This window comes from Roseomonas sp. AR75, from assembly GCF_005222815.1.
In the GTDB taxonomy this organism is placed as follows: Bacteria; Pseudomonadota; Alphaproteobacteria; order Acetobacterales; family Acetobacteraceae; genus Falsiroseomonas.
In genome coordinates this window covers 815771-835236 of record NZ_STGB01000001.1, presented here as the reverse complement: position 1 = coordinate 835236, position 19466 = coordinate 815771, and the positions used below count along the sequence as shown (strand labels likewise).

Genomic DNA, 19466 nt, shown 5'->3' with positions numbered 1-19466 from the left:
CACGGGGGAGGGTCGGGGTGGGGCCGCGCAACCTGGGTCGGAAGGGAACCAGCATGGACACCGGCACGATCAAGCTTCTCGTCGCGATCGTGCTGTTCTCCGTGCCCGTGCTGGTCTGCGCCGAGACGCTGCCGAAGCGCGAGATCGCCGGCCGCCGCCTGACCCGCCCGCAGGCGCAGGCCGCCGGCGCCGTCATCGGCCTCGTCCTGGGGATCGGCTTCCTGCTCGCGACGGGTTAGCGGGCGCCGCGCCTACTGGCGAAGCTGCTGCATGAAGCGCTGGTGGCTCTGGTCCATCTGCTGCTGGCGCTGCTGCATCATCTGCTGATGCTGCTGGAATTGCTGCTGCTGCTGCATCATGCGCTGCTGGTGGTCGAATTGCTGCTGCTGCGGCGAATAGCCCTGGGCAGGGGCGGCGCCCGCCATGCCCATCTGCATCTGCTGCCAGGCCATCACCACCTGCTGCGCGCCATTCTGGAAAACCATGCAGGCCTGCTGGTTGCCCATCTGGCAGGCGCCCTGCGCCTGGGTGAGCTGTCCCGCGGCCTGCTGCAGCGCCTGCATCTGCTGGCACCCCGCGGGGGCGCCCTGCTGGCAGGCGATGGCGGCCTGCTGGTACATCGCCTGCAACGGACCCGCGACGCGCGGGTCGAGCTGCGCCTGCGCCGCCGGTGAGAACGCCAGGACGCCGGCCGCGAACCCCGCCAGATGCAGCCCGTTCAGTCTCGCCACGACCTTGCCTCCCTCGGAACCTCTCGATGGTAGGTGGTATCAGGCAATCCCGAACAGATCCTCCACCATGATCGTGATGCAAGGCGGGTCGAGGGCCAGCGCGCCGCCGCGCAGCAGCGTGCTCAGGATGCCGCCGCCCTCCTGCCGGCGATGATGGAACAGCGCCCGGCGATGGAGGTCGATCTGCAGGTAGTGATGCAGCGAGGGCAGGCGGAAATAGTCCTCGAGCTTGTCGGTCGTATCCACCCGCGCGGTGGAGGGGGAGGTGACCTCGACGACGATCACCGGCGCCGGCAGGGCGCGGGCGTCGTTGCCCACCGCCGGCCCGCAATTCACGGTGGCGTCGGGGATGTAGAGCGTGTCCTCGCCGACGCGGATGCCGACGCCTGCCAGGAAGGCCTCGCAGCGCAGGCCGGCGGCCTGGATGGCTGTCCGCAGCGCCAGCGCTGCTGCGGCTTCCGCCCTTGCATGCCCGATTGCCTCCGGCACAAGGGCGACGATTTCGGACCGGTTCAGCTCGTAGCGGCCCCTGGGCTGCTGGTCGGCCCAGACATAGAACTGCTCCACCGTCATCGCCCCCGCGGGCGGTTCGACCTTTTCGCACATGGCTGCGATGCGGCCCTCCGGCACAGCCTACGCCAGCCGCCCCCCTTACCGCCACAGCCGCGATGTGGCACGGAAAGGCGCAGGAAGCGCCGGCGCGAAGCGCCTCGGCCCCGTGCAGGAGACCCGGGCAAACCATGACCAAGTGGGACAAGTCGAAGCTGCCCAGCCGCCACACCACCGTGGGGCCGGAGCGTGCGCCGCATCGCAGCTACTACTACGCGATGGGCCTGACGAAGGAGGAGATCGAGCAGCCCTTCGTCGGCGTCGCCACCTGCTGGAACGAGGCCGCGCCCTGCAACATCGCGCTGTCCCGCCAGGCGCAGTCGGCCAAGGTCGGCGTCAAGCGCGCCGGCGCCACGCCGCGCGAATTCACCACCATCACCGTGACCGACGGCATCGCCATGGGCCACCAGTCCATGAAGGCCTCGCTCGCCAGCCGCGATCTGATCGCGGATTCCGTCGAGCTGACCATGCGCGGGCATTGCTATGACGGGCTGGTCGGCCTCGGCGGCTGCGACAAGACGCTGCCCGGACTTATGATGTCCATGGTGCGGCTCAACGTGCCGAGCGTCTTCATGTACGGCGGCTCGATCATGCCGGGCAAGCACAACGGCCGCGACGTGACCGTGCTCGACGTGTTCGAGGCGGTCGGCCAGCACGCCGCCGGCAACATGTCGGACGAGGAGCTGTTCGAGCTGGAACAGCATGCCTGCCCCGGCGCCGGCGCCTGCGGCGGCCAGTTCACCGCCAACACCATGGCCTGCGTGTCCGAGGTGATCGGCCTGGCGCTGCCCGGCTCGGCCGGCGCCCCCGCGCCCGATGAAAGCCGCGACTACTGGGCGGAAAAATCCGGCGAGGCGGTGGTGGAGCTGATCCGCCGCAACATCCGCCCGCGCGACATCGTCACGCGCGACGCGCTGTTCAACGCGGCGGCCATCGTCGGCGCGACCGGCGGCTCCACCAATGCCGGCCTGCACCTGCCCGCCATCGCGCATGAGGCCGGCATCAAGTTCGACCTGCACGACGTCGCCGAGATCATGCGCGCCACGCCGCACATCGCCGACCTAAAGCCCGGCGGGAAGTATGTCGCGCTCGACGTGTTCCGCGTCGGCGGCGTGCCGGTGATCATCAAGGCGCTGCTGGATGGCGGCTATCTTCGCGGCGACGCGATGACCGTCACCGGCAAGACGCTGGCGGAGAACCACCGCGAGGTGATCGTGCCCAAGGACCAGGACGTGGTGCACCCCACCAGCGACCCGATCTCGCCGATCGGCGGCGTGGTCTCCCTGAAGGGTACGCTGGCGCCGGAAGGGGCGATCGTGAAGATCGCGGGCATGAAGAGCCTGCGCTTCGAAGGCACCGCGCTCTGCTTCGATTGCGAGGAGGACGCCTTCAAGGCGGTGGACATGCGCGCCTACAAGGCGGGCGACATCATCATCATCCGCTACGAGGGCCCGAAGGGCGGCCCCGGCATGCGGGAGATGCTCTCCACCACCAGCGCCATCTATGGCCAGGGCATGGGCGACAAGGTCGCGCTGATCACCGATGGCCGGTTCAGCGGCGCGACGCGCGGCTTCTGCATCGGCCATGTCGGGCCGGAGGCGGCGGTGGGCGGCCCGATCGCGCTGGTGGAGAATGGCGACCGCATCGTCATCGACGCCGAGAAGGGCAGCATCGACCTGCTGGTCGATGACGCGACGCTGGCAAAGCGCCGCGCGGCCTGGACGGCGCCCAAGTCGCAATACACCGCCGGCGCGCTGTGGAAGTATGCGCAACTCGTCGGTCCCGCGCTGAACGGCGCCGTGACCCACCCCGGCGCGGCCGAGGAAAGCCACGTCTACGCCGATCAATGACGCGTGAGGGGCGGGCGGCTGCCACGCCGCCGCCCCGAACGCCCCGCTTCCGCCGCGCCGTCGCCTGACCTTCGGCGTCCGGCTCGCGTTGGATGAGGGTGCGGCGGACCAAGCCCCCCAACCGGCCGCCGCGCCGGAGAGTGCCATGCAACGCCTTGGAGTGCTGGGACGGCTGGGCCTGCTGGTCTTGTCGCTGCCATTGGCGGGTTGCGTCGTCGCCGCGGGAACCGCGCCGGGCTACGGCTATGGCGGCTATGGCTACAGCGGCTACGGCTATGCCCAGTCGTACTACGCGCCGGCGCCGGTCTATCGTGCGCCCCCGCCGGTGTATTACCGCCCCGCGCCTGTGTATCGGCCCGCACCGGTGTATCGCCCGCCAGCGGTCTATTACCGTTCGCCGGCCTGGCGCCCACCGCCGCCCGCCTACCGCTCCTATGGTTGGAACGGCGGCGGCGGACCGCGCTACGACCGCGGGCAGGGCAGGGGCCCGCCGCGCGACGGCCGCGGACGTTGGGGCGGCTAGGCCCGGGTTACGCCGCGAGGTCGATCAGCACGGGCGTGTGATCCGACGGGCTTTCCTCGCTGCGCGGCATGACATCCACCTCCGCGGCGGCCAGGCGCTCCGCAAGTTCCGCGCTCAGGAGCGCATGGTCGATGCGCAGCCCGACATTGGCGTCGAAATTCGCGCCATAGTCCCAGTAGGTGTAGATGCGCTCGGCCGGATGCAGTGCCCGCACCGCATCGGTGAGCCCGAGATGCTCCAGCGCGCGCCAGGCAGCACGGGTTTCCGGCCGCACCAGCGCGTCGGTCGGCGGCAGCGCGCGTGGTGCCAGGTCGATCTCGGTCGGGCAGACGTTGAAGTCGCCGAGGACCGCGAAAGGCAGGAAAGCGTCCAGCCGCGCCTGCGCCAATTCCCGCAGCCGGGCCATCCAGGCGAGCTTGTAGCCATAGCCCTCGTCCCCGCCGGAATTGCCGTTGGGCAGGTAGATGCCCGCCACACGTATCCCGGCCGCCGAAACCTCGATGTATCGCGCCTGGCTGTCGGCGGGGTCGCCGGGCAGGGCTTCGGACACGACCTCGAAGGGGATGCGGCCGAGCACCGCGACGCCGTTCCGCCCGCCGGATTGCCCCACTGCATGCACGCGATAGCCGGAGCCCTCGAATTCGAGCGAGGGGCATTCCTCGGTCCTGCACTTCAGTTCCTGCAGGAACAGCAGATCCGGCTGCTTGCGGTCCAGGAAGCGCCGCACATGCCCGGCACGCCGGCGGATCGAGTTCACGTTGAAGCTGGCAAGGCGCATGGCCGCGACACTGCCCGCGGCCGCGCGGCCCGTCGAGAGCCGCGCGGGGGCCGGGTCAACCGACCGCGAAGGAAGTCCCGCAGCCGCAGGCGCTGACCGCCTGGGGGTTCTTCACGGCGAAATGCGCACCGATCAGCGCCTCCGCCCAGTCAAGCTCGGCGCCCGCCAGCAGCTCCAGGCTGACCGGGTCCACGAAGACACGGCCTGGACCGGCTTCCACCACCAGGTCGTCGGCCGCCGGCGCGTCCTCCAGCCCGAAGCGATACTGGAAGCCCGAGCAGCCGCCTGCATCCACCGCAAGGCGCAGCCCGGCGCCGGGCTTGCCCTCCCGGGCGGCGATCTCGGCGACCTGCGCGGCGGCGCGTGGCGTCACGCGGAACGGGGCGAGCGGGGCTTGGGTGGTGGCGAGATCCATGGGGCGCGAGACTCCTTGCGGTGAAGATAGGGCGTCCGCGCCCCGGTTTCCAACCGTCGCGCCCGTTGCGGCAGCCGCCGCCCCGATGCTACGCGCGGCGGATGGACCAACAGCGCCTGGCGGACGGGCTGGCCCCCTGGGCGGTGCGCGCCGCCGAGTCCCGCGGCCGCCTGCACCCGGAGGCCGGCGGCGGCACGCGCTCGCCCTTCCAGCGCGACCGCGACCGCATCATCCACTCCACTGCCTTCCGGCGGCTGCAGTACAAGACGCAGGTCTTCGTCTATCACGAGGGCGACCATTTCCGCACGCGCCTGACCCATTCGCTGGAAGTGGCGCAGATCGCCCGTTCCATCGCGCGCGAACTCGCGCTGGACGAGGATCTGGCGGAGGCGCTGGCGCTGGCCCATGACCTCGGCCACCCGCCCTTCGGCCATGGAGGGGAGGAGGCGCTGGACGCGATGATGAAGCCGCATGGCGGCTTCGACCACAACGCGCAGTCGCTGAAGGCGGTGACGCTGCTGGAGACGCGCTACGCCGGCTTCGACGGGCTGAACCTCACCTGGGAAACGTTGGAGGGGCTGGCCAAGCACAACGGCCCGCTGCGCCGCCCCGCGCCCTACATCGCCGCCTATGACCGGCAGCATCCGCTGGACCTGACCACCCACGCGAGCGCGGAGGCCCAGGTCGCCGCGATCGCCGACGACATCGCCTACAACAACCACGACCTCGACGACGGCGTGCGCGCGGGCATCTTCGCGCTGGAGGAAGCCGCGGCGCTGCCGCTGGTCGGTTCCGCCTTCGAGGATGCGAAGCGCGACAATCCGGGCATGCCGCGCGACCGCGCGGTGAGCGAGACGGTGCGGCGTGTCATCAATGCGATGGTCAACGACGTGGTGGCGGAGACACGGCGGCGCCTGGCCATACTGGCCCCGCGCAGCGCAGACGACATCCGCGCGGCGGATCGTCCCGTGGTGGCCTTCTCGGACGGCGTGATGGAAGCGAACAACCAGCTTCGCGCCTTCCTCTACGCCCGCATGTACCGCCACTGGCGGGTCAACCGCACGACGCAGAAATGCAAGCGCGCGCTGCAGATGCTGTTCACGCTGCTGCATGGCGAGCCGCGGCAATTGCCGCCCTGGTGGCAGGAGAAGGCGGGCGAGGCCGGCTCGCGCGAGGCCGCGGCGGCGGTGTGCGACTACCTCGCCGGCATGACCGACCGCTACGCGCTGGAAGAGCACCGGCGCATGACGGATCCGACGGTGCCGGGGTGAGCGGGCGCGTGACGCGCGCCCGCGTCACGTCACTCCGCCCGGATGTTCGCGGCGCGCACCACCTCGCGCCAGCGGGCAATCTCGGCCTCCTGGAAAGCGCGGTACTCGGCGGGGCTGTTGCCGATGACGTCGAAGCCGATGCCGTTCAGGCGCTGCACGTTCTCCGGCTGCTTCAGCGCCTCGACCACCGCAGCATGCACCCGCGCCTGCAGTGCGGGCGCCATGCCGCCTGGCGCCATCACAGCCTGCCAGGAGGTCACGACGAAGTCGGCGAGGCCCTGCTCGATGGCGGTCGGCACATCCGGGAGCAGCCGGTTGCGCTCAGCGGAAGTGACCGCGATGGCGCGCAGCCGCCCGCCCTGGATGTGGCCCGCCACCGTGCCGAGGTTCTGGAAGCTGAGCTGGACATTGCCGGCGATCAGGTCCGTCGCGGCCGCGGCGCCGCCCTGGTAGGGGACGTGCTCCGGGTCCGTCCCGGTCCGCTGCTTGAACAGCTCCATTGTGAGATGGTCCGAGGAGCCGACGCCCGAGGTCGAGTAGCTGGTCTTGCCGCGGTTCTGCTTCAGCCAGTCGATCAGCTCCGCCATGGTGCGGACCGGCACCTTCTCCGCGTTGACCACCAGGACATTGGGGGTGGTCACCGCGAGCGTGATCGGCGTCAGCTCCCGGATCGGGTCGTAGCCCAGGTTCGGGCGCAGCGCGGTGTTGATGGCGAAGACGCCGATCGAGCCGACGAACAGCGTGTGCCCATCGGGCGCCGAGCGCACCACCGCCCGGGCGGCGACCTCGCCATTCGCGCCGGGGCGGTTCTCCGCCACGACGGGCTGGCCGACATTCATCCGCGCGGCGATGGTCCGGGCCGTGATGTCGGAAGGGCCACCCGCGACGAAGGGCACCACCACCGTCACCGGTCGGGACGGCCAGTCGGCCTGGGCGCGGGCGGCGCCGGGCAACAGGGGTGCGGCGGCGAGCGCGCCCAGCAGGGTGCGGCGATCCATGACGGTTTCCTCCGGTTTGGCAGGCCCAGCTTGCCGCGCCGGCAGCCCGGCGACCAGCCCGCGCCAGCGTGGGCAGGTTCACGCTGGACACGCCGCGGCCTCAGCCGAGCGCGCGGTCGTCCACGTGATGTGTGCGCGCCGGTGTTTTCGGGCCGAGGCCGCCATAGAAGGTTGCAACCCCGCCCATGGTCCGGCCGTTCGGCGATGGCATCTGCGTCGCCATCTCGATCGAGCGCCGCGTGCCGCCGCCGAGGTTGACGCCCTGGTTGAGGCTGAACCCTGCATATCCCTGCACGTAGTTGGCGAAGGTCCGATCCCCCTGCCAGGTGACCATTCCCATTGCATGCTGGACCAGGAAGAGGTCCACCTGATTGCGATCGAAGTTGGTGGATCCCTGCCCATTGCTGCTCGCGGAGACCAGCGGAGGGGCGGTGATGTAGACATCGGTCGGCTGGATGTCGTTGAGCATCTGCAGGATGGTGTTCTGTACGAAAACATGGTGCAGCGTGTTGGCGCCGTAGTGGTAGAGGCCGCAGACATTCGTGCCGGTGTTGCGGAACACGATTCCCATGCAGGAATACAGCGCGGTCGTCTCGGCCGTGACGGCCGGGAACGGCCCTGCGATGCCCTCGCCTTCGATCAGCTTGTAGTACGGCATGGCACACCCCCGATGGTGGATGCCGGGCGCCAGCGCACGCCGGCCGCCCGCAACCATGGGTAGTGGCCAGCTGCCTGTCCAGAGACAATGGCGACCCCGCCCCGCCTGGGCTAACACCGCGGCACCATGACCCAAGACATCTTCGCCGCGATGCGCGCCCGCACCGTGGCCGCCCTGCGCGAGATCCTGCCGGACCTGCCCGAGGATTCCTTCGCCAAGGTGCAGACCGAGCCGCCGCGCGACCCCGCGCATGGCGACATGGCGACCAATGGCGCCATGGTCGTCGCCAAGCCCGCCCGCCAGCCGCCGCAGAAACTGGCGGCCGCGCTGGCCGAGAAGCTTGCCGCCCTGCCCGAGGTGGCGGAGGCCACGCCCGCCGGCCCCGGCTTCGTCAACCTCCGCCTGCGCGAGGATTTTGTTCGGCGCCAGGTGCCGGCGATCCTGACGGCGGGTGAGTCCTACGGCGACAGCCGGATGGGGCAGGGGGTCAAGGTCAACGTCGAGTATGTCTCGGCGAACCCCACGGGGCCGATGCATGTCGGGCATTGCCGCGGCGCCGTGGTGGGCGATGGCCTCGCGGGGCTGCTGGCCAAGGCAGGCTACGAGGTCACCCGCGAATACTACATCAACGATGCCGGCGCGCAGGTGCTGGCGCTCGCCTATGCCGCCTACTGGCGCTACCTGCAGGCCCTCGGCACCACCATGACCGAGGACCACTACGCGCAGTCGGTGCCGGGCGGGCTGCAGTACCGCGGCGAATACCTGATCCCCGTCGGCGCCGCACTGAAGGAACGCCATGGCGACGCGCTCGCTGCGCCGGATGGCGTGTTCGGCTACGCCGCCGCCGGTCCGGATGTCTGGCTCGACATCGTCCGCGACACCACCGTCCATCTGATGATGGATGCCGTGCGGGAGGATCTCGCCGCCCTCGGCGTGCAGCACGACATCTTCATCAGCGAGCGCAAGCTGGTCGAGGAGGGCAAGCTGGACCAGGCCGAGGCGCGCCTTGCCGCGCAGGACCTGATATACACCGGCGTGCTGGAGCCGCCCAAGGGCAAGACGCCGGAGGATTGGGAGCCGCGCCCGCAGGTGCTGTTCCGCGCCACCCAGTTCGGCGACGACGTGGACCGCCCGCTGCGGAAGTCGGACGGCTCCGGCACCTATTTCGCCAATGACGTCGCCAACCACCTGCACAAGATCGAGCGCGGCTTCGACGAGCTGGTGCATGTCTGGGGCGCCGACCATGGTGGCTACGTCAAGCGCATGAAGGCGGCGGTCGGCGCGCTCTCCAACAACCGCGTGAAGCTGGACGTGGTGCTGACCCAGATCGTCCACGTCCTGAAGAACGGCGAGCCCGTGCGCATGTCCAAGCGCGCCGGCACCTATGTCACGCTGCGCGACCTGATCGAGGAGGTCGGCAAGGACGCCGTGCGCTTCACCATGCTGACGCGCAAGGCCGATGCCCAGATGGAGTTCGACCTCGACAAGGTGGTGGAGCAGTCCCGCGACAATCCGGTCTTCTATGTGCAGTATGCCCATGCCCGCTGCCGCAGCGTGCTGCGCCAGGCCGGCGACCCGCCCGTGGCCGATCTTGCCGCCGCGCCGCTCGATGCGCTGACGGACCCCGCCGAGCTCGCGCTGATCCGCCGGATGGCCGCCTGGCCGCGCACGGTGGAGGCCGCTGCCGCAGCGCGGGAACCTCACCGAATCGCGTTTTTCCTCCAAGACTTGGCTGCCGATTTTCATGTACTATGGAACAAGGGTCGGGATGACTCGACCCTGCGATTCATCCGGGCGGAGGAGCCGGAGGCGACACGGGCAAGGCTTGCCCTCGTCTCCGCCACGGGGGTGGTGCTCCGCTCGGGCCTCGCGGTGATGGGGGTCGAACCGGTCGAGGAGATGCGATGACGATGGACGCGATGGTCCCGTCCTACCGCGTGCAGCGGGAGGCATCGGGGGTGCCCTGGCGCATGCTGGCGGTGGCCGGGGGGTTGCTGGCCGTGGCCGCGGCGGGCGCCGGCGGCTGGTGGGCGATGCGCGCCTTCAACCAGGGCGGCGTCGTGCCGCTGGTCGAGGCGGATCCGCGGCCCTTCAAGGTCCGGCCTGACGATCCCGGCGGGCTGCGCGTGCCGAACCAGGGCGAACTGATCCTCGACCGGCCCTCCAACCGGGCGCAGATCGGCGTATCACGCACCGCGACGGTGATGCCGGAGGCCGAGGCGCCGAACATCGGCGGTCTCCGCGCCGCCGTCGCGCCGCCGCCCGTCGTCCCGCCCATGGCGGCACCGGTTGCAACGCCCGTGGCGGCGACGCCCGCCGAGACACCGGCCGCCGAGCCTGCGGCGCCCGAATCGGCCGCGCCGGTGCGTTTCGCCACCACGGGCCGCGTGCAGGTCCAGCTCGGCGCGCTCAACTCCGCGGAGGCCGCGCGGTCGGAATGGGAACGCCTGTCGCGCCGCGCGCCCGAGCTGTTCGAGGGCCGCAGCCCGCAGATCACGCGGCTCGATCGGGCCGAGGGCCAGGCGCCGCTGTTCCGACTGCGCACCGGCGGCCTGCAGGACCAGGACGCCGCGGCCGAATTCTGCCAGCAGATCCGGTCGAAGGGCGGCGCCTGCGTTCCGGTGCGCGGCTGAGCGCGTGACGCCGCGCGCCGCCATCGTCGGCCTCGCCGGGCCGGCATTGACCGCGGAGGAGGCGGAGCTGTTCCGTCGCCACCGTCCGCTCGGCGCCATCCTGTTCCGCCGCAACGTGGTGGAGCCCGCGCAGGTCGCGGCACTCGCCGCCGCGCTCCGCACGGAATTGGGCGAGGAGGCGCCGATCCTGGTGGACCAGGAAGGTGGCCGCGTCGCCCGGCTGCGTCCGCCGAATTGGACCGACTTCCCCGCGCCCGCCGGCTTCGAAGGGGGGCCGGAGGCGGCCGCGGAGGCGAATGCGGCGCTGCTCGGCGCCGAATGCGCGGAGGTCGGGCTGGACGTGGTCTGCGCCCCCTGCCTCGACCTGCGCCTGCCCGGCGCGCATCAGGTGATCGGCGACCGCGCCTTCTCCGACCGGCCGGAGGAGGTCGCGCGGCTCGGCGCCGCCTGGGTGCGCGGGCTGCACGCCGCGGGCTGCATCCCCGTGATCAAGCATATCCCCGGCCATGGCCGGGCGCTGGTGGACAGCCATGAAAGCCTGCCCCGCGTGACCGCCTCCGCGGGCGAACTCGCCGCCGACATCGCGCCGTTCCGGGCGCTGGCCGGATCGGGCGCCTGGGCTATGACGGCGCATATCCTCTACGACGCCTGGGACCGCTCCCGCCCGGCCACGCTGTCCTCCACGATCGTCCGCGACGTGATCCGCGGCGCCATCGGCTTCGATGGGGTGCTGGTTTCCGACGATCTCGCGATGGGCGCGATGCGGGGGCAGAGCAACGACCTCGCCGGCGCCGCCATCGAGGCGGGCTGCGACCTGGTGCTGCATTGCACCGGCGTCCTGGCGGAGACCGAGGCGCTGCTCGCCGCCTGCCCGCCGCCGTCGGAGGCGGCGTGGCGCCGTCTTGCGGCCGCGCGGGCGGCGATGCTGCAGGCGAAGCGTCCGCAGACGGCCGTGGCCTGACCATGTCCTGGATCGCGGAAGTCTCGGCCATCGCCCTGGCGGCGATCCTCGCCATCACCCTGCATGAGGCGGCGCATGGCTATGCCGCGAAATGGCTCGGGGACGACACCGCGGAGCGCGCGGGACGGCTGAGCCTCAACCCGCTGCGCCATGTGGACCCGGTGGGCACACTGATCGTGCCGGGAATGCTTCTTGCGACGCAGATGCTCACCATCGGCCGGGTGGAGGCGATGTTCGGCTGGGCGAAGCCCGTGCCGGTGGACATCTGGCGGCTGCGCAACCCGCGCTGGGGCATGGTGCTGGTCGCGGCGGCCGGGCCCGGAATCAATTTCGCCCTTGCCTGGGGCTTCGGGATCGCCGCCCATGGGGTGGAGGCGCTGGCCGATTCGCTGCCCCTGGCGGTGACGGAATGGCTTCTGCGCTTCGTCGCGATCAGCATGCTGGTGAATGTCGTCCTGGCCTGTTTCAACCTCCTGCCGATTCCGCCCCTGGACGGGGGACGCATCCTGGTCGGCATCCTGCCCGCCCCGGCGGCGCGCGCCGTCGCCTCGCTGGAGCGCGCGGGGCTGCTGATCGTGCTGGGCCTGATCTTCGTGCTGCCCTCGCTGGTGCCGGGCTTCAATCCGCTCGGCTGGCTGCTGGCCCATGTCGCGCTGCCGGTGCTGCGCGCGATCTTCATCCTGTCCGGCAACTAGAAGGGGGAGCCGCATGACCGCCGCCGCCATCCAGACCCCTGCCGCGCCTGCCTTTCCCGCCCCGCTCGGCGCGGCCACGGCGCCGGTGCTGCACCTGCAGCTCGACGGTTTCGAGGGGCCGCTCGACCTGCTGCTGGATCTCGCCAGGGCGCAGAAGGTGGATCTGGAGCGCATCTCCATCGTCGCCCTGGTGGACCAGTACCTGGCGGTGATCGAGACGGCGCGTGGGATGCGGCTGGAACTCCAGGCGGAATGGCTGGTGATGGCGGCCTGGCTGGCCTGGCTGAAGTCCCGCTTGCTGCTGCCGAAGGAAGAAGCCGCCGGGGAGGATCCGGAGGCGGTTGCCGGCCGCCTGACCGACCGCCTCGCCGAGCTGGAGCGGATGCGGGCCGGTGCCGCCTGGCTCGGCGCCCGGCCGCAGCTGTTCCGCGACCTGTTCCCGCGCGGCGCGCCGGAGGACCTGACGGTGCAGGACCGCTCCGGCATCCGCGCCGACCTCTCCGCGCTGTGCCAGGCCTATGTCGCGGGGCGACGGCGCGCCATCGCCAAGCGCCCCTACCGCCCGAAGCCCCGCCGCCTGTGGTCGGTCCAGGAAGCGATCACCCATCTCGCCCGCACCCTCGGCGGCTTCCCCTCCTGGGCGGTGCTGCAGCGATTCCTGCCGGATGGCGAGGTCGGCGCCTCGCTCGACACCGTGGAACGCCGCGCGGCACTTGCCAGCACGCTCGTGGCAGGCTTGGAGATGGCCCGCGGCGGCGCGGTGGAGCTTCGTCAGGAGCGGGCCTTCGGTCCCATCATGCTCCGCCGCGCCGAGCGCGTGGAGGAGAACAAGGATGTCCGCGCCGCCTGAGGATGCGGCCCCGCCGGAGGAGCCTGCGGCGGCAGCAGAGCAAGCAGCGCCCCCCGAACCGGCGACGCCGGAGGCGGTGCGGCTGGCCGAAGCCCTGCTCTTCGCCTCCGACCGGCCGGTGACGCCGCAGCGGCTGCAGCAGGTGCTGCCGGAGGGGCAGGCGGCTGCGACGGTGCTGGCCGCGCTGGGCGAGGCGTTGCATGGCCGCGGCGTGGTGCTGGCCGAGGTCGCCGGCGGCTGGGCGCTGCGCACCGCGCCTGACCTCGCCCCCGCCTTGACCCGCGTGGTGGAGGTGCCGCGGCGGCTGCCGCGTGTTGCGATGGAGACGCTGGCCGTCATCGCCTGGCACCAGCCGGTGACCCGCGCCGAGGTCGAGGAGATCCGGGGCGCCGGCCTTTCCCAGGCGACGCTGGAAGCGCTGCTGGAACACGGGCTGATCGCGCCGAAGGGCCACAAGGAGGTGCCGGGCCGCCCGACCCTCTGGGGCACCACGCCGCGTTTCCTGGAGCAGTTCGGCCTCGCCTCGATCAAGGACCTGCCGAAGCGCGAGGAACTGGTGAGCGCGGAGGTGGCGGCGCCCCTGCTGGCCGCGGCGGAGGAGAGGGCGGAGGACGAGACCGCTCCCGAGGTAACTCCGGCCGAGGAATCCCGGGCGTGACGAGGGAGCCGGCGGCGCGCGCCGTCTTGTGCGCGCCGAGGCCGCGAAGGCGGCCCGCGTACAACCTGACCTTGCCCCCCGCGCTGGCCGTCGCCTGCGCGCAAGCCAAGCGCGCGGAGCGCGCGCCCGGCGTCTGAGGGCGCGGAACAGTGACAATATCCTTCGACTCGATCCGGCACGCCTATCCCGAGCGCGGCGAGGTGCTGCGGGGCCTGTCGCTGGCCGCGAAGCCCGGCGAGATCGTCTGCCTGCTCGGCCCTTCCGGCTGCGGCAAGACCACGCTGTTGCGGCTGGCCGCAGGGCTGGAACCGTTGCAGGCCGGGCGCATCGCGCTCGGCGAGCAGACCATTGCCGAGCCAGGGCGCGAGGTGCCGCCGGAAGCCCGCGGCGTCGGCTTCGTCTTCCAGGACTACGCCCTGTTCCCGCACCTGACCGTCGAGGAGAACGTCGCCTTCGGCCTGCGATTCGTGCCGCGCGGCCAGCGCAAATGGCGGATCATGGATGCGCTGGCCCGTGTCGGGCTGGAGGGCTACGCCCAATCCTGGCCGCACATGCTGTCCGGCGGGCAGCAGCAGCGCGTGGCCCTGGCCCGCGCCATGGCGCCGCGCCCGGCCGTGCTGCTGCTGGACGAGGCCTTCGCCAGCCTGGATGCGCGCCTGCGGGAGCAGGTGCGCGACGACACGCTGCATGTGCTGCAGGAAGCCGGCATCGCCACCCTCATCGTCACGCATGACGCCGAGGAAGCGATGTTCATGGCGGACCGGATCGCCCTGATGAACGAGGGGCGGATCGAGCAGCTCGGCACACCGGCCGATCTCTATCTGGCTCCGGAAAGCCGTTTCGTTGCCACCTTCCTGGGCGAGGTGAACCGGCTACCCGCGCGGCTGCAGGCCGGCCGGGCGGAGACGCCGATCGGCGCCATCGCGCTCGGCAACCGCCTGCCCGCAAGCGGCCTTCCGCGGGAGGACGGCGCGGCGCTGGAGGTGTTGCTGCGGCCGGAGGGCCTCCGCGTGCTGGGGGCGCCCTCGCTGGAGCCGCCGGCCGCCGCACCGGGGGGCGGAACCATGGCCGAGGTCGAGGCCTGCCGACTGCTTGGCGCGACCACGCTGGTCCACCTGGCCGTGCCCGACGGGCAAGGCGGGCTGCTGCACCTGCACGCCCGGCTGCCGCCGGGAATCTGGCTGAAGCGTGGAGAGAAGGTGTCCGTTGCGATGGATGCCGAGCGGGCCTTCGTATTCCCGGCCGAGACACCCTAAGTAGGGCGAACGCAAGCCGGCCGCATTGGCGGGGCGCGGCCTTCCTGCTAACGGGAACGCCCCGCCGCCGGGGCCAAGAAGCCGGGTGCGGGGAAGGGGTGGCATGCTCGGTCTCGACTGGACGGAACTTGCGCTGATCGCGGTGGTCGCGGTGGTCGTCATCGGCCCGAAGGACCTGCCGGAGGCGGTGCGCGGCGTAGCCAAGGGCATCCAGAAGCTGCGCCGGATGGCCGGCGAATTCCAGGGCCAGCTGGACGAGGTGGTGCGCGAGGCCAAGCTCGAGGACGTGCGAAGCCAGATCAACGAGATCCGCAACTTCGACTTCCGCGGCGCCGTGGAGCGCGAGGTCGACAAGGACGGGTCGCTTCGCCAGACCTTCAACGAGGATCCGATCGGCAACCCGCTGAAGGACGCCTTCGACGACCGGCCGCCGCCGGCGCATGGCGCCGCCGTGACACCGCCGCCTGAATCGCCCGCGGCGGGGCCGGAGGAACCCGCTGCCCAGCCGCCGCAGCCCGTTGCGGCGCCCGCCTTCGTGCCGCCGGGCATCGCGGCGGCAACGCCGCCGCCACCCGCATCGCCGCCGCCCGCATCGCCGCCACCGCCGCCATCGCCCGTGACTGCCGCGCCGCCGCCCGCCGGCGCCAGCGGACCTGCGGCCTGAGACCCGAAAGCTTCCACCGTGCCGCGCGATCCCGAAGATACGATCGACGACAAGCCGATGCCGTTGATCGAGCACCTCATGGAGCTGCGTACGCGGCTCATGTGGTCGATCGGCGCCTTCATCATCTGCTTCGCCGTCTGCTACTATTTCTCGCGGCAGATCTACGGCTTCCTGGCCGCGCCGCTGGCCGACATCCTGTCCTCCCAGAGCGGGCAGGAGCGGCGGATGATCTTCACCGCGCTCTACGAGGCCTTCTTCACCTACCTGAAGGTCGCCTTCTTCGGCGCCGTCTTCTTCAGCTTCCCGATGTGGGCAACGCAGCTCTGGCTGTTCATCGCACCGGGCCTCTACCGCAGCGAGAAGAAGGCCATCATGCCCTTCCTCATCGCTTCGCCCTTCCTGTTCGTCGCCGGTGCGGCGATGGCCTACTACGCCATCTTCCCGATGGCCTGGCAGTTCTTCATCAGCTTCGAGACCCCGGCCGAGGCCGGCACGGTGGCGATCCAGCTCGAGGCGAAGGTCAGCGAATATCTCTCGCTGGTCATGCACATGATCCTGGCCTTCGGCATCGCCTTCCAGCTTCCGGTGGCGCTGACGCTGATGGCCAAGGTCGGCATCGTGAGCGTGGAGGGTCTGAAGAAGGGTCGGCGCTACGCGATCGTCGGCATGTTCGTGATCGCCGCGGTCATCACGCCGCCCGACGTGATCAGCCAGATCGGCCTCGCGCTGCCGCTGATCCTTCTCTACGAGATCTCGATTCTCGCGGCCGGCTGGATGGCGAAGAAGAAGGACGGGGACACGACGTGAGCGCCAAGCCCGCGGAGCCGCGCGGCTTTGCCGGGGAGCAGGCCGCGATCGGAGATGCGGCAGGCAAGGCGGGCGCCTACGACCCCGCGCGCGACGAGATGGTGGAGATCGTGAACCTCTCGCAACAGCGCACAGGGGTTGCCGGCACGATCTTCATTTCGACCCGCATGGCGGCGCACGGGCAGCGGATCAAGTGGTTGCCCGGCAGGCCTGAGCGAGACGGCCCCTGCCTCGTCGTGACACTCGAGGATCCGCCGCGCGCGATCAACATGGGGCTGCCGCTGCGTGTAGCGCGCGCCAGTGAGGCGCGCATCGAGGCCTGGGCGGCGCTGAACCGCGATGCGCTGCTGCGCTTCTGGCAGGACGGCGTTGTCTGGCTGGAGGAAGAGGTGGCTGCTTTCCTTGACGGCCTGCGAAAGCTTCCATAGCGAGCGTCTCTGCCGCCTCCTGCGGCACTCGATGCGACAGGTGCCTCACCATGCATGACATCCGTGCCCTGCGGGCCGATCCCGCGGCCTTCGACGCGGCGCTGGCCCGGCGTGGCATGGCTGCGGCTGCCGCCGAGGCCCTGCGGCTCGATGACCTGCGCATCGAGGCGACGCGCATCGTCCAGGCGGCGCAGACCACGCGGAATGAACTCTCACGCCGTATCGGCGCCGCGATGAAGGCCGGCGACACGGCCGAGGCCGAGCGGCTGAAGGCGGAGGTCAAGGCCGCGATGGATGCCGCGGCCGCCGCCGATCCGGATGTGCAGGAGAAGGCAAGGGACGCGCTGCTTGCCACGCTGCCGAACCGCCTCGACCCTGAGGTGCCCGACGGCGCCGACGAGTCGGCCAATGTCGTCCAGCATGTCCAGGGCGAGCCCGCGGCGTTCCCCTTCGCCGCCAGGCAGCATTTCGAGCTCGGCGAGGGACTCGGCCTGATGGACTTCGCCACGGCGGGCAAGCTCGCCGGCGCGCGCTTCACCGTGCTGAAGGGCGCGCTCGCCCGGCTGGAACGTGCGCTCGGCCAGTGGATGATCACGCTCCACACCGAGGAGCACGGCTACACCGAGGCGACGGTGCCGTACCTTGTCAACGACGCCACGATGTACGGCACTGGCCAGTTGCCGAAGTTCGGCGAGGACCTGTTCCGCACCACCGATGGCCGCTGGCTGATCCCGACCGCGGAGGTGCCGCTCACCAATTTCGTGCGCGGCGAGATCATCGCGGAACCGGGCGAGCCGGTCCGCCTCACCGCGCTGACGCCCTGCTTCCGCTCGGAAGCCGGCGCAGCCGGTCGGGACACCCGCGGCATGCTGCGTCAGCACCAGTTCCCGAAGGTGGAACTGGTCTCCGTCACCACGCCGGACAAGTCCGCGGAGGAGCATGAGCGCATGACGCGCTGTGCCGAGCGCGTGCTGACCGAGCTCGGCCTCACCTGGCGCCGTGTGCTGCTCTGCGCGGGCGACACCGGCTTCGGCGCCGCCAAGACCTACGACCTGGAGGTCTGGCTGCCGGGGCAGCAGGCGTGGCGCGAGATCTCCTCCTGCTCCAACTGCCGCGACTTCCAGGCGCGGCGGATGGAGGCGCGCTTCCGCCCGGGCGGCGGCAAGGGAACGGAATTCCTGCACACGCTGAACGGCTCGGGCGTCGCCGTCGGCCGCGCGCTGATCGCGGTGATGGAGACATTCCAGGACGCGGATGGCGGCATCGCCATCCCTGCGGTGCTCCGGCCCTGGATGGGCGGGCTGGAGCGGATCGCGCCGCGCGGCTGACGCGCCCGCTCCGTCGCGCGGCTACTCCGCCGCGTCCGGCGCGACCGCTTCGACCGGGTGCTCCGCCTCGTCCATCCACATCAGCATGTAGGCGCCGAAGGAGATCAGCAGGCCCATCCAGATCTCGTGATGCAGCGCGAGCGCAATCAGCCCCGCGACGCCGCTGACGATGACGGAGAGCCAGGGTCGCGAATAGGCGAGTCCCAGCGCGTAGGCGAATGGCGAAAGGGCGAGGTTGAAGACAGACGACATGGGATGCTCCGGGACAGCGCGCCGGCGGTCCGTGAACCGGGCCTGACGGGACGCGCGGCGGAACGCTCGCGGGTCGCAGCCTGCGCCGCAAGGCGGCCTCGTGATGACGTCCGCGAATTCATCCGCCGGAGAGCGGGCCGGCAAGCTATCCGCGCTGCGCCGTCATCAGGCGGCAATGCGGACGCCGAGCCGCCCGGCGAGGTCCTGCACGAACTGCCACGCGACGCGCCCGGATCGCCCGCCCCGCGTGACCGACCATTCGACCGCCGCCTGGCGCAGCTCGTCGGACGTGACCGGAAGGCCGAAGCTTGCGGCGTAGCCCTCGATCATCGCGAAGAAAGTGTCCTGGTCGCAATTGTGGAAGCCGATCCACAGGCCGAAGCGGTCGGACAGGCTGACCTTCTCCTCCACCGCCTCGGCCGGATTGATGGCGGTGCTGCGCTCGTTCTCGATCATGTCGCGCGGCATCAGGTGGCGGCGGTTGGAGGTTGCGTAGAAAAGAACATTCGCCGGGCGTCCCTCGATGCCGCCATCCAGCACGCTCTTCAGCGCCTTGTAGTCGGCGTCCTCCTTCTCGAAGGAGAGGTCGTCGCAGAACACCAGGCAGCGGCGGCCGCCCCCGCGGTGCGGGTCCGAACGATCTTCGCGCAGGATGTTCAGCAGGTCCGGCAGGGTGCGGATGTCCTCGCGATGGATCTCGATCAGCGCGAGCGAACCCGGCACCTCCGCATTCGCCGTCGCATGCGCCGCCTTCACCAGCGAGGACTTGCCCATCCCCCGTGCGCCCCAGAGCATCGCGTTGTTCGCCGGCAGCCCGCGCGCGAAGCGCAGCGTGTTCTCCAGCAATATGGTCTTCTGCTGCTCGACACCCTTCAGCAGCCCGATGCCGACGGCTGAGACCTTCGGCACGGCGGCGAGGTGCGCCGGCGGGCCGGGGTGCCAGACGAAGGCGTCCGCCGCGCCGAGATCCGGCCGCAGCGCCGGCGGCGGCGCCAGCCGCTCCAGCGCCTCCGCGATGCGGGTGAGAGCGGGCAGCAGCGCGGGATCGGCGAACGGGTGGTCGGTCACGGCGATGGTCCGGTGGGCGGGTTGACGGCGGGG

Annotated in this window: 23 protein-coding genes; 15 read left to right on the top strand and 8 right to left on the bottom strand. The window is 71.0% G+C overall.

Features of this window, described 5'->3' with window-relative positions:
- The first annotated feature begins 53 nt into the window (after nucleotides 1–53).
- Nucleotides 54–239 carry a hypothetical protein gene (locus tag E4T13_RS03855; RefSeq protein ID WP_137176898.1) on the top strand — a complete coding sequence of 62 codons (186 nt, stop codon included), beginning with the start codon at nucleotides 54–56 and terminating at the stop codon, nucleotides 237–239.
- Between the two features lie 12 nt (nucleotides 240–251).
- Here the strand turns inward: E4T13_RS03855 and E4T13_RS03850 are convergent, their stop codons facing one another.
- Together E4T13_RS03850 and E4T13_RS03845 are read right to left on the bottom strand one after the other, a co-directional pair.
- The gene (locus E4T13_RS03850; RefSeq protein ID WP_137176897.1) at nucleotides 252–731 is read right to left on the bottom strand and encodes a hypothetical protein; all 480 of its coding nucleotides are present in this window, start codon (nucleotides 729–731) and stop codon (nucleotides 252–254) included.
- 39 nt (nucleotides 732–770) lie between these two features.
- Nucleotides 771–1337, bottom strand: a complete 567-nt coding sequence (locus E4T13_RS03845; protein WP_137176896.1) for a Uma2 family endonuclease — start codon at nucleotides 1335–1337, stop codon at nucleotides 771–773.
- A gap of 134 nt (nucleotides 1338–1471) precedes the next feature.
- Between E4T13_RS03845 and ilvD the strand changes: the two genes are divergently transcribed.
- Both ilvD and E4T13_RS03835 read left to right on the top strand, forming a co-directional pair.
- Nucleotides 1472–3190 (top strand): dihydroxy-acid dehydratase, encoded by a 1719-nt coding sequence (gene ilvD, locus E4T13_RS03840; RefSeq protein ID WP_137176895.1) that lies wholly within the window; start codon nucleotides 1472–1474, stop codon nucleotides 3188–3190.
- Between the two features lie 145 nt (nucleotides 3191–3335).
- Nucleotides 3336–3713, top strand: a complete 378-nt coding sequence (locus tag E4T13_RS03835) for a hypothetical protein (protein ID WP_206030063.1) — start codon at nucleotides 3336–3338, stop codon at nucleotides 3711–3713.
- Between the two features lie 7 nt (nucleotides 3714–3720).
- On the opposite strand, the gene E4T13_RS03830 is transcribed toward E4T13_RS03835, so the two are convergent.
- Both E4T13_RS03830 and E4T13_RS03825 read right to left on the bottom strand, forming a co-directional pair.
- The gene (locus E4T13_RS03830) at nucleotides 3721–4491 is read right to left on the bottom strand and encodes an exodeoxyribonuclease III (protein ID WP_137176894.1); all 771 of its coding nucleotides are present in this window, start codon (nucleotides 4489–4491) and stop codon (nucleotides 3721–3723) included.
- Between the two features lie 55 nt (nucleotides 4492–4546).
- Complete coding sequence (locus tag E4T13_RS03825) at nucleotides 4547–4906, bottom strand: iron-sulfur cluster assembly accessory protein (protein WP_137176893.1); 360 nt, start codon at nucleotides 4904–4906, stop codon at nucleotides 4547–4549.
- 101 nt (nucleotides 4907–5007) lie between these two features.
- On the opposite strand from E4T13_RS03825, the gene E4T13_RS03820 reads away from it, so the two are divergent.
- Complete coding sequence (locus E4T13_RS03820; protein WP_137176892.1) at nucleotides 5008–6177, top strand: deoxyguanosinetriphosphate triphosphohydrolase; 1170 nt, start codon at nucleotides 5008–5010, stop codon at nucleotides 6175–6177.
- A 29-nt stretch (nucleotides 6178–6206) separates the two neighbouring features.
- On the opposite strand, the gene E4T13_RS03815 is transcribed toward E4T13_RS03820, so the two are convergent.
- The gene (locus E4T13_RS03815; protein ID WP_137176891.1) at nucleotides 6207–7175 is read right to left on the bottom strand and encodes a tripartite tricarboxylate transporter substrate binding protein; all 969 of its coding nucleotides are present in this window, start codon (nucleotides 7173–7175) and stop codon (nucleotides 6207–6209) included.
- A 100-nt stretch (nucleotides 7176–7275) separates the two neighbouring features.
- Entirely contained in the window at nucleotides 7276–7833 is a 558-nt protein-coding gene (locus tag E4T13_RS03810; RefSeq protein WP_137176890.1) for a hypothetical protein, read from the bottom strand.
- 126 nt (nucleotides 7834–7959) lie between these two features.
- On the opposite strand from E4T13_RS03810, the gene argS reads away from it, so the two are divergent.
- The 11 genes from argS (at nucleotide 7960) to serS (ending at nucleotide 18113) form a co-directional block, all read left to right on the top strand.
- A complete protein-coding gene (argS, locus tag E4T13_RS03805; RefSeq protein WP_137176889.1) occupies nucleotides 7960–9741 on the top strand; it encodes an arginine--tRNA ligase in 1782 nt (593 codons plus the stop codon).
- Nucleotides 9742–9743: 2 nt separating this feature from the next.
- Nucleotides 9744–10466 (top strand): SPOR domain-containing protein, encoded by a 723-nt coding sequence (locus tag E4T13_RS03800; protein WP_170984780.1) that lies wholly within the window; start codon nucleotides 9744–9746, stop codon nucleotides 10464–10466.
- Between the two features lie 4 nt (nucleotides 10467–10470).
- The gene (gene nagZ, locus E4T13_RS03795; protein WP_137176887.1) at nucleotides 10471–11427 is read left to right on the top strand and encodes a beta-N-acetylhexosaminidase; all 957 of its coding nucleotides are present in this window, start codon (nucleotides 10471–10473) and stop codon (nucleotides 11425–11427) included.
- A gap of 2 nt (nucleotides 11428–11429) precedes the next feature.
- Nucleotides 11430–12122 carry a site-2 protease family protein gene (locus E4T13_RS03790; protein WP_137176886.1) on the top strand — a complete coding sequence of 231 codons (693 nt, stop codon included), beginning with the start codon at nucleotides 11430–11432 and terminating at the stop codon, nucleotides 12120–12122.
- 13 nt (nucleotides 12123–12135) lie between these two features.
- A complete protein-coding gene (locus E4T13_RS03785; protein WP_137176885.1) occupies nucleotides 12136–12972 on the top strand; it encodes a ScpA family protein in 837 nt (278 codons plus the stop codon).
- Nucleotides 12956–13630 (top strand): SMC-Scp complex subunit ScpB, encoded by a 675-nt coding sequence (gene scpB, locus E4T13_RS03780; protein ID WP_137176884.1) that lies wholly within the window; start codon nucleotides 12956–12958, stop codon nucleotides 13628–13630. The genes E4T13_RS03785 and scpB overlap by 17 nt, the downstream gene beginning before the upstream one ends.
- 149 nt (nucleotides 13631–13779) lie before the next feature.
- The gene (locus E4T13_RS03775) at nucleotides 13780–14886 is read left to right on the top strand and encodes an ABC transporter ATP-binding protein (protein ID WP_137176883.1); all 1107 of its coding nucleotides are present in this window, start codon (nucleotides 13780–13782) and stop codon (nucleotides 14884–14886) included.
- A gap of 103 nt (nucleotides 14887–14989) precedes the next feature.
- Nucleotides 14990–15550, top strand: coding sequence for a Sec-independent protein translocase protein TatB (gene tatB, locus E4T13_RS03770; protein WP_137176882.1), 561 nt, complete (start codon nucleotides 14990–14992; stop codon nucleotides 15548–15550).
- An 18-nt stretch (nucleotides 15551–15568) separates the two neighbouring features.
- Nucleotides 15569–16357 carry a twin-arginine translocase subunit TatC gene (gene tatC / locus E4T13_RS03765; RefSeq protein ID WP_240790974.1) on the top strand — a complete coding sequence of 263 codons (789 nt, stop codon included), beginning with the start codon at nucleotides 15569–15571 and terminating at the stop codon, nucleotides 16355–16357.
- Entirely contained in the window at nucleotides 16354–16785 is a 432-nt protein-coding gene (locus tag E4T13_RS03760) for a hypothetical protein (RefSeq protein ID WP_137176881.1), read from the top strand. The genes tatC and E4T13_RS03760 overlap by 4 nt, the downstream gene beginning before the upstream one ends.
- A gap of 50 nt (nucleotides 16786–16835) precedes the next feature.
- Nucleotides 16836–18113, top strand: a complete 1278-nt coding sequence (gene serS / locus E4T13_RS03755) for a serine--tRNA ligase (protein WP_137176880.1) — start codon at nucleotides 16836–16838, stop codon at nucleotides 18111–18113.
- 21 nt (nucleotides 18114–18134) lie between these two features.
- Here serS and E4T13_RS03750 read toward each other — a convergent pair whose 3' ends face one another.
- Nucleotides 18135–18365, bottom strand: coding sequence for a hypothetical protein (locus E4T13_RS03750; RefSeq protein ID WP_137176879.1), 231 nt, complete (start codon nucleotides 18363–18365; stop codon nucleotides 18135–18137).
- Nucleotides 18366–18530: 165 nt separating this feature from the next.
- Entirely contained in the window at nucleotides 18531–19433 is a 903-nt protein-coding gene (locus tag E4T13_RS03745) for an ATP-binding protein (protein ID WP_170984779.1), read from the bottom strand.
- Between the last annotated feature and the right edge of the window lie 33 nt (nucleotides 19434–19466).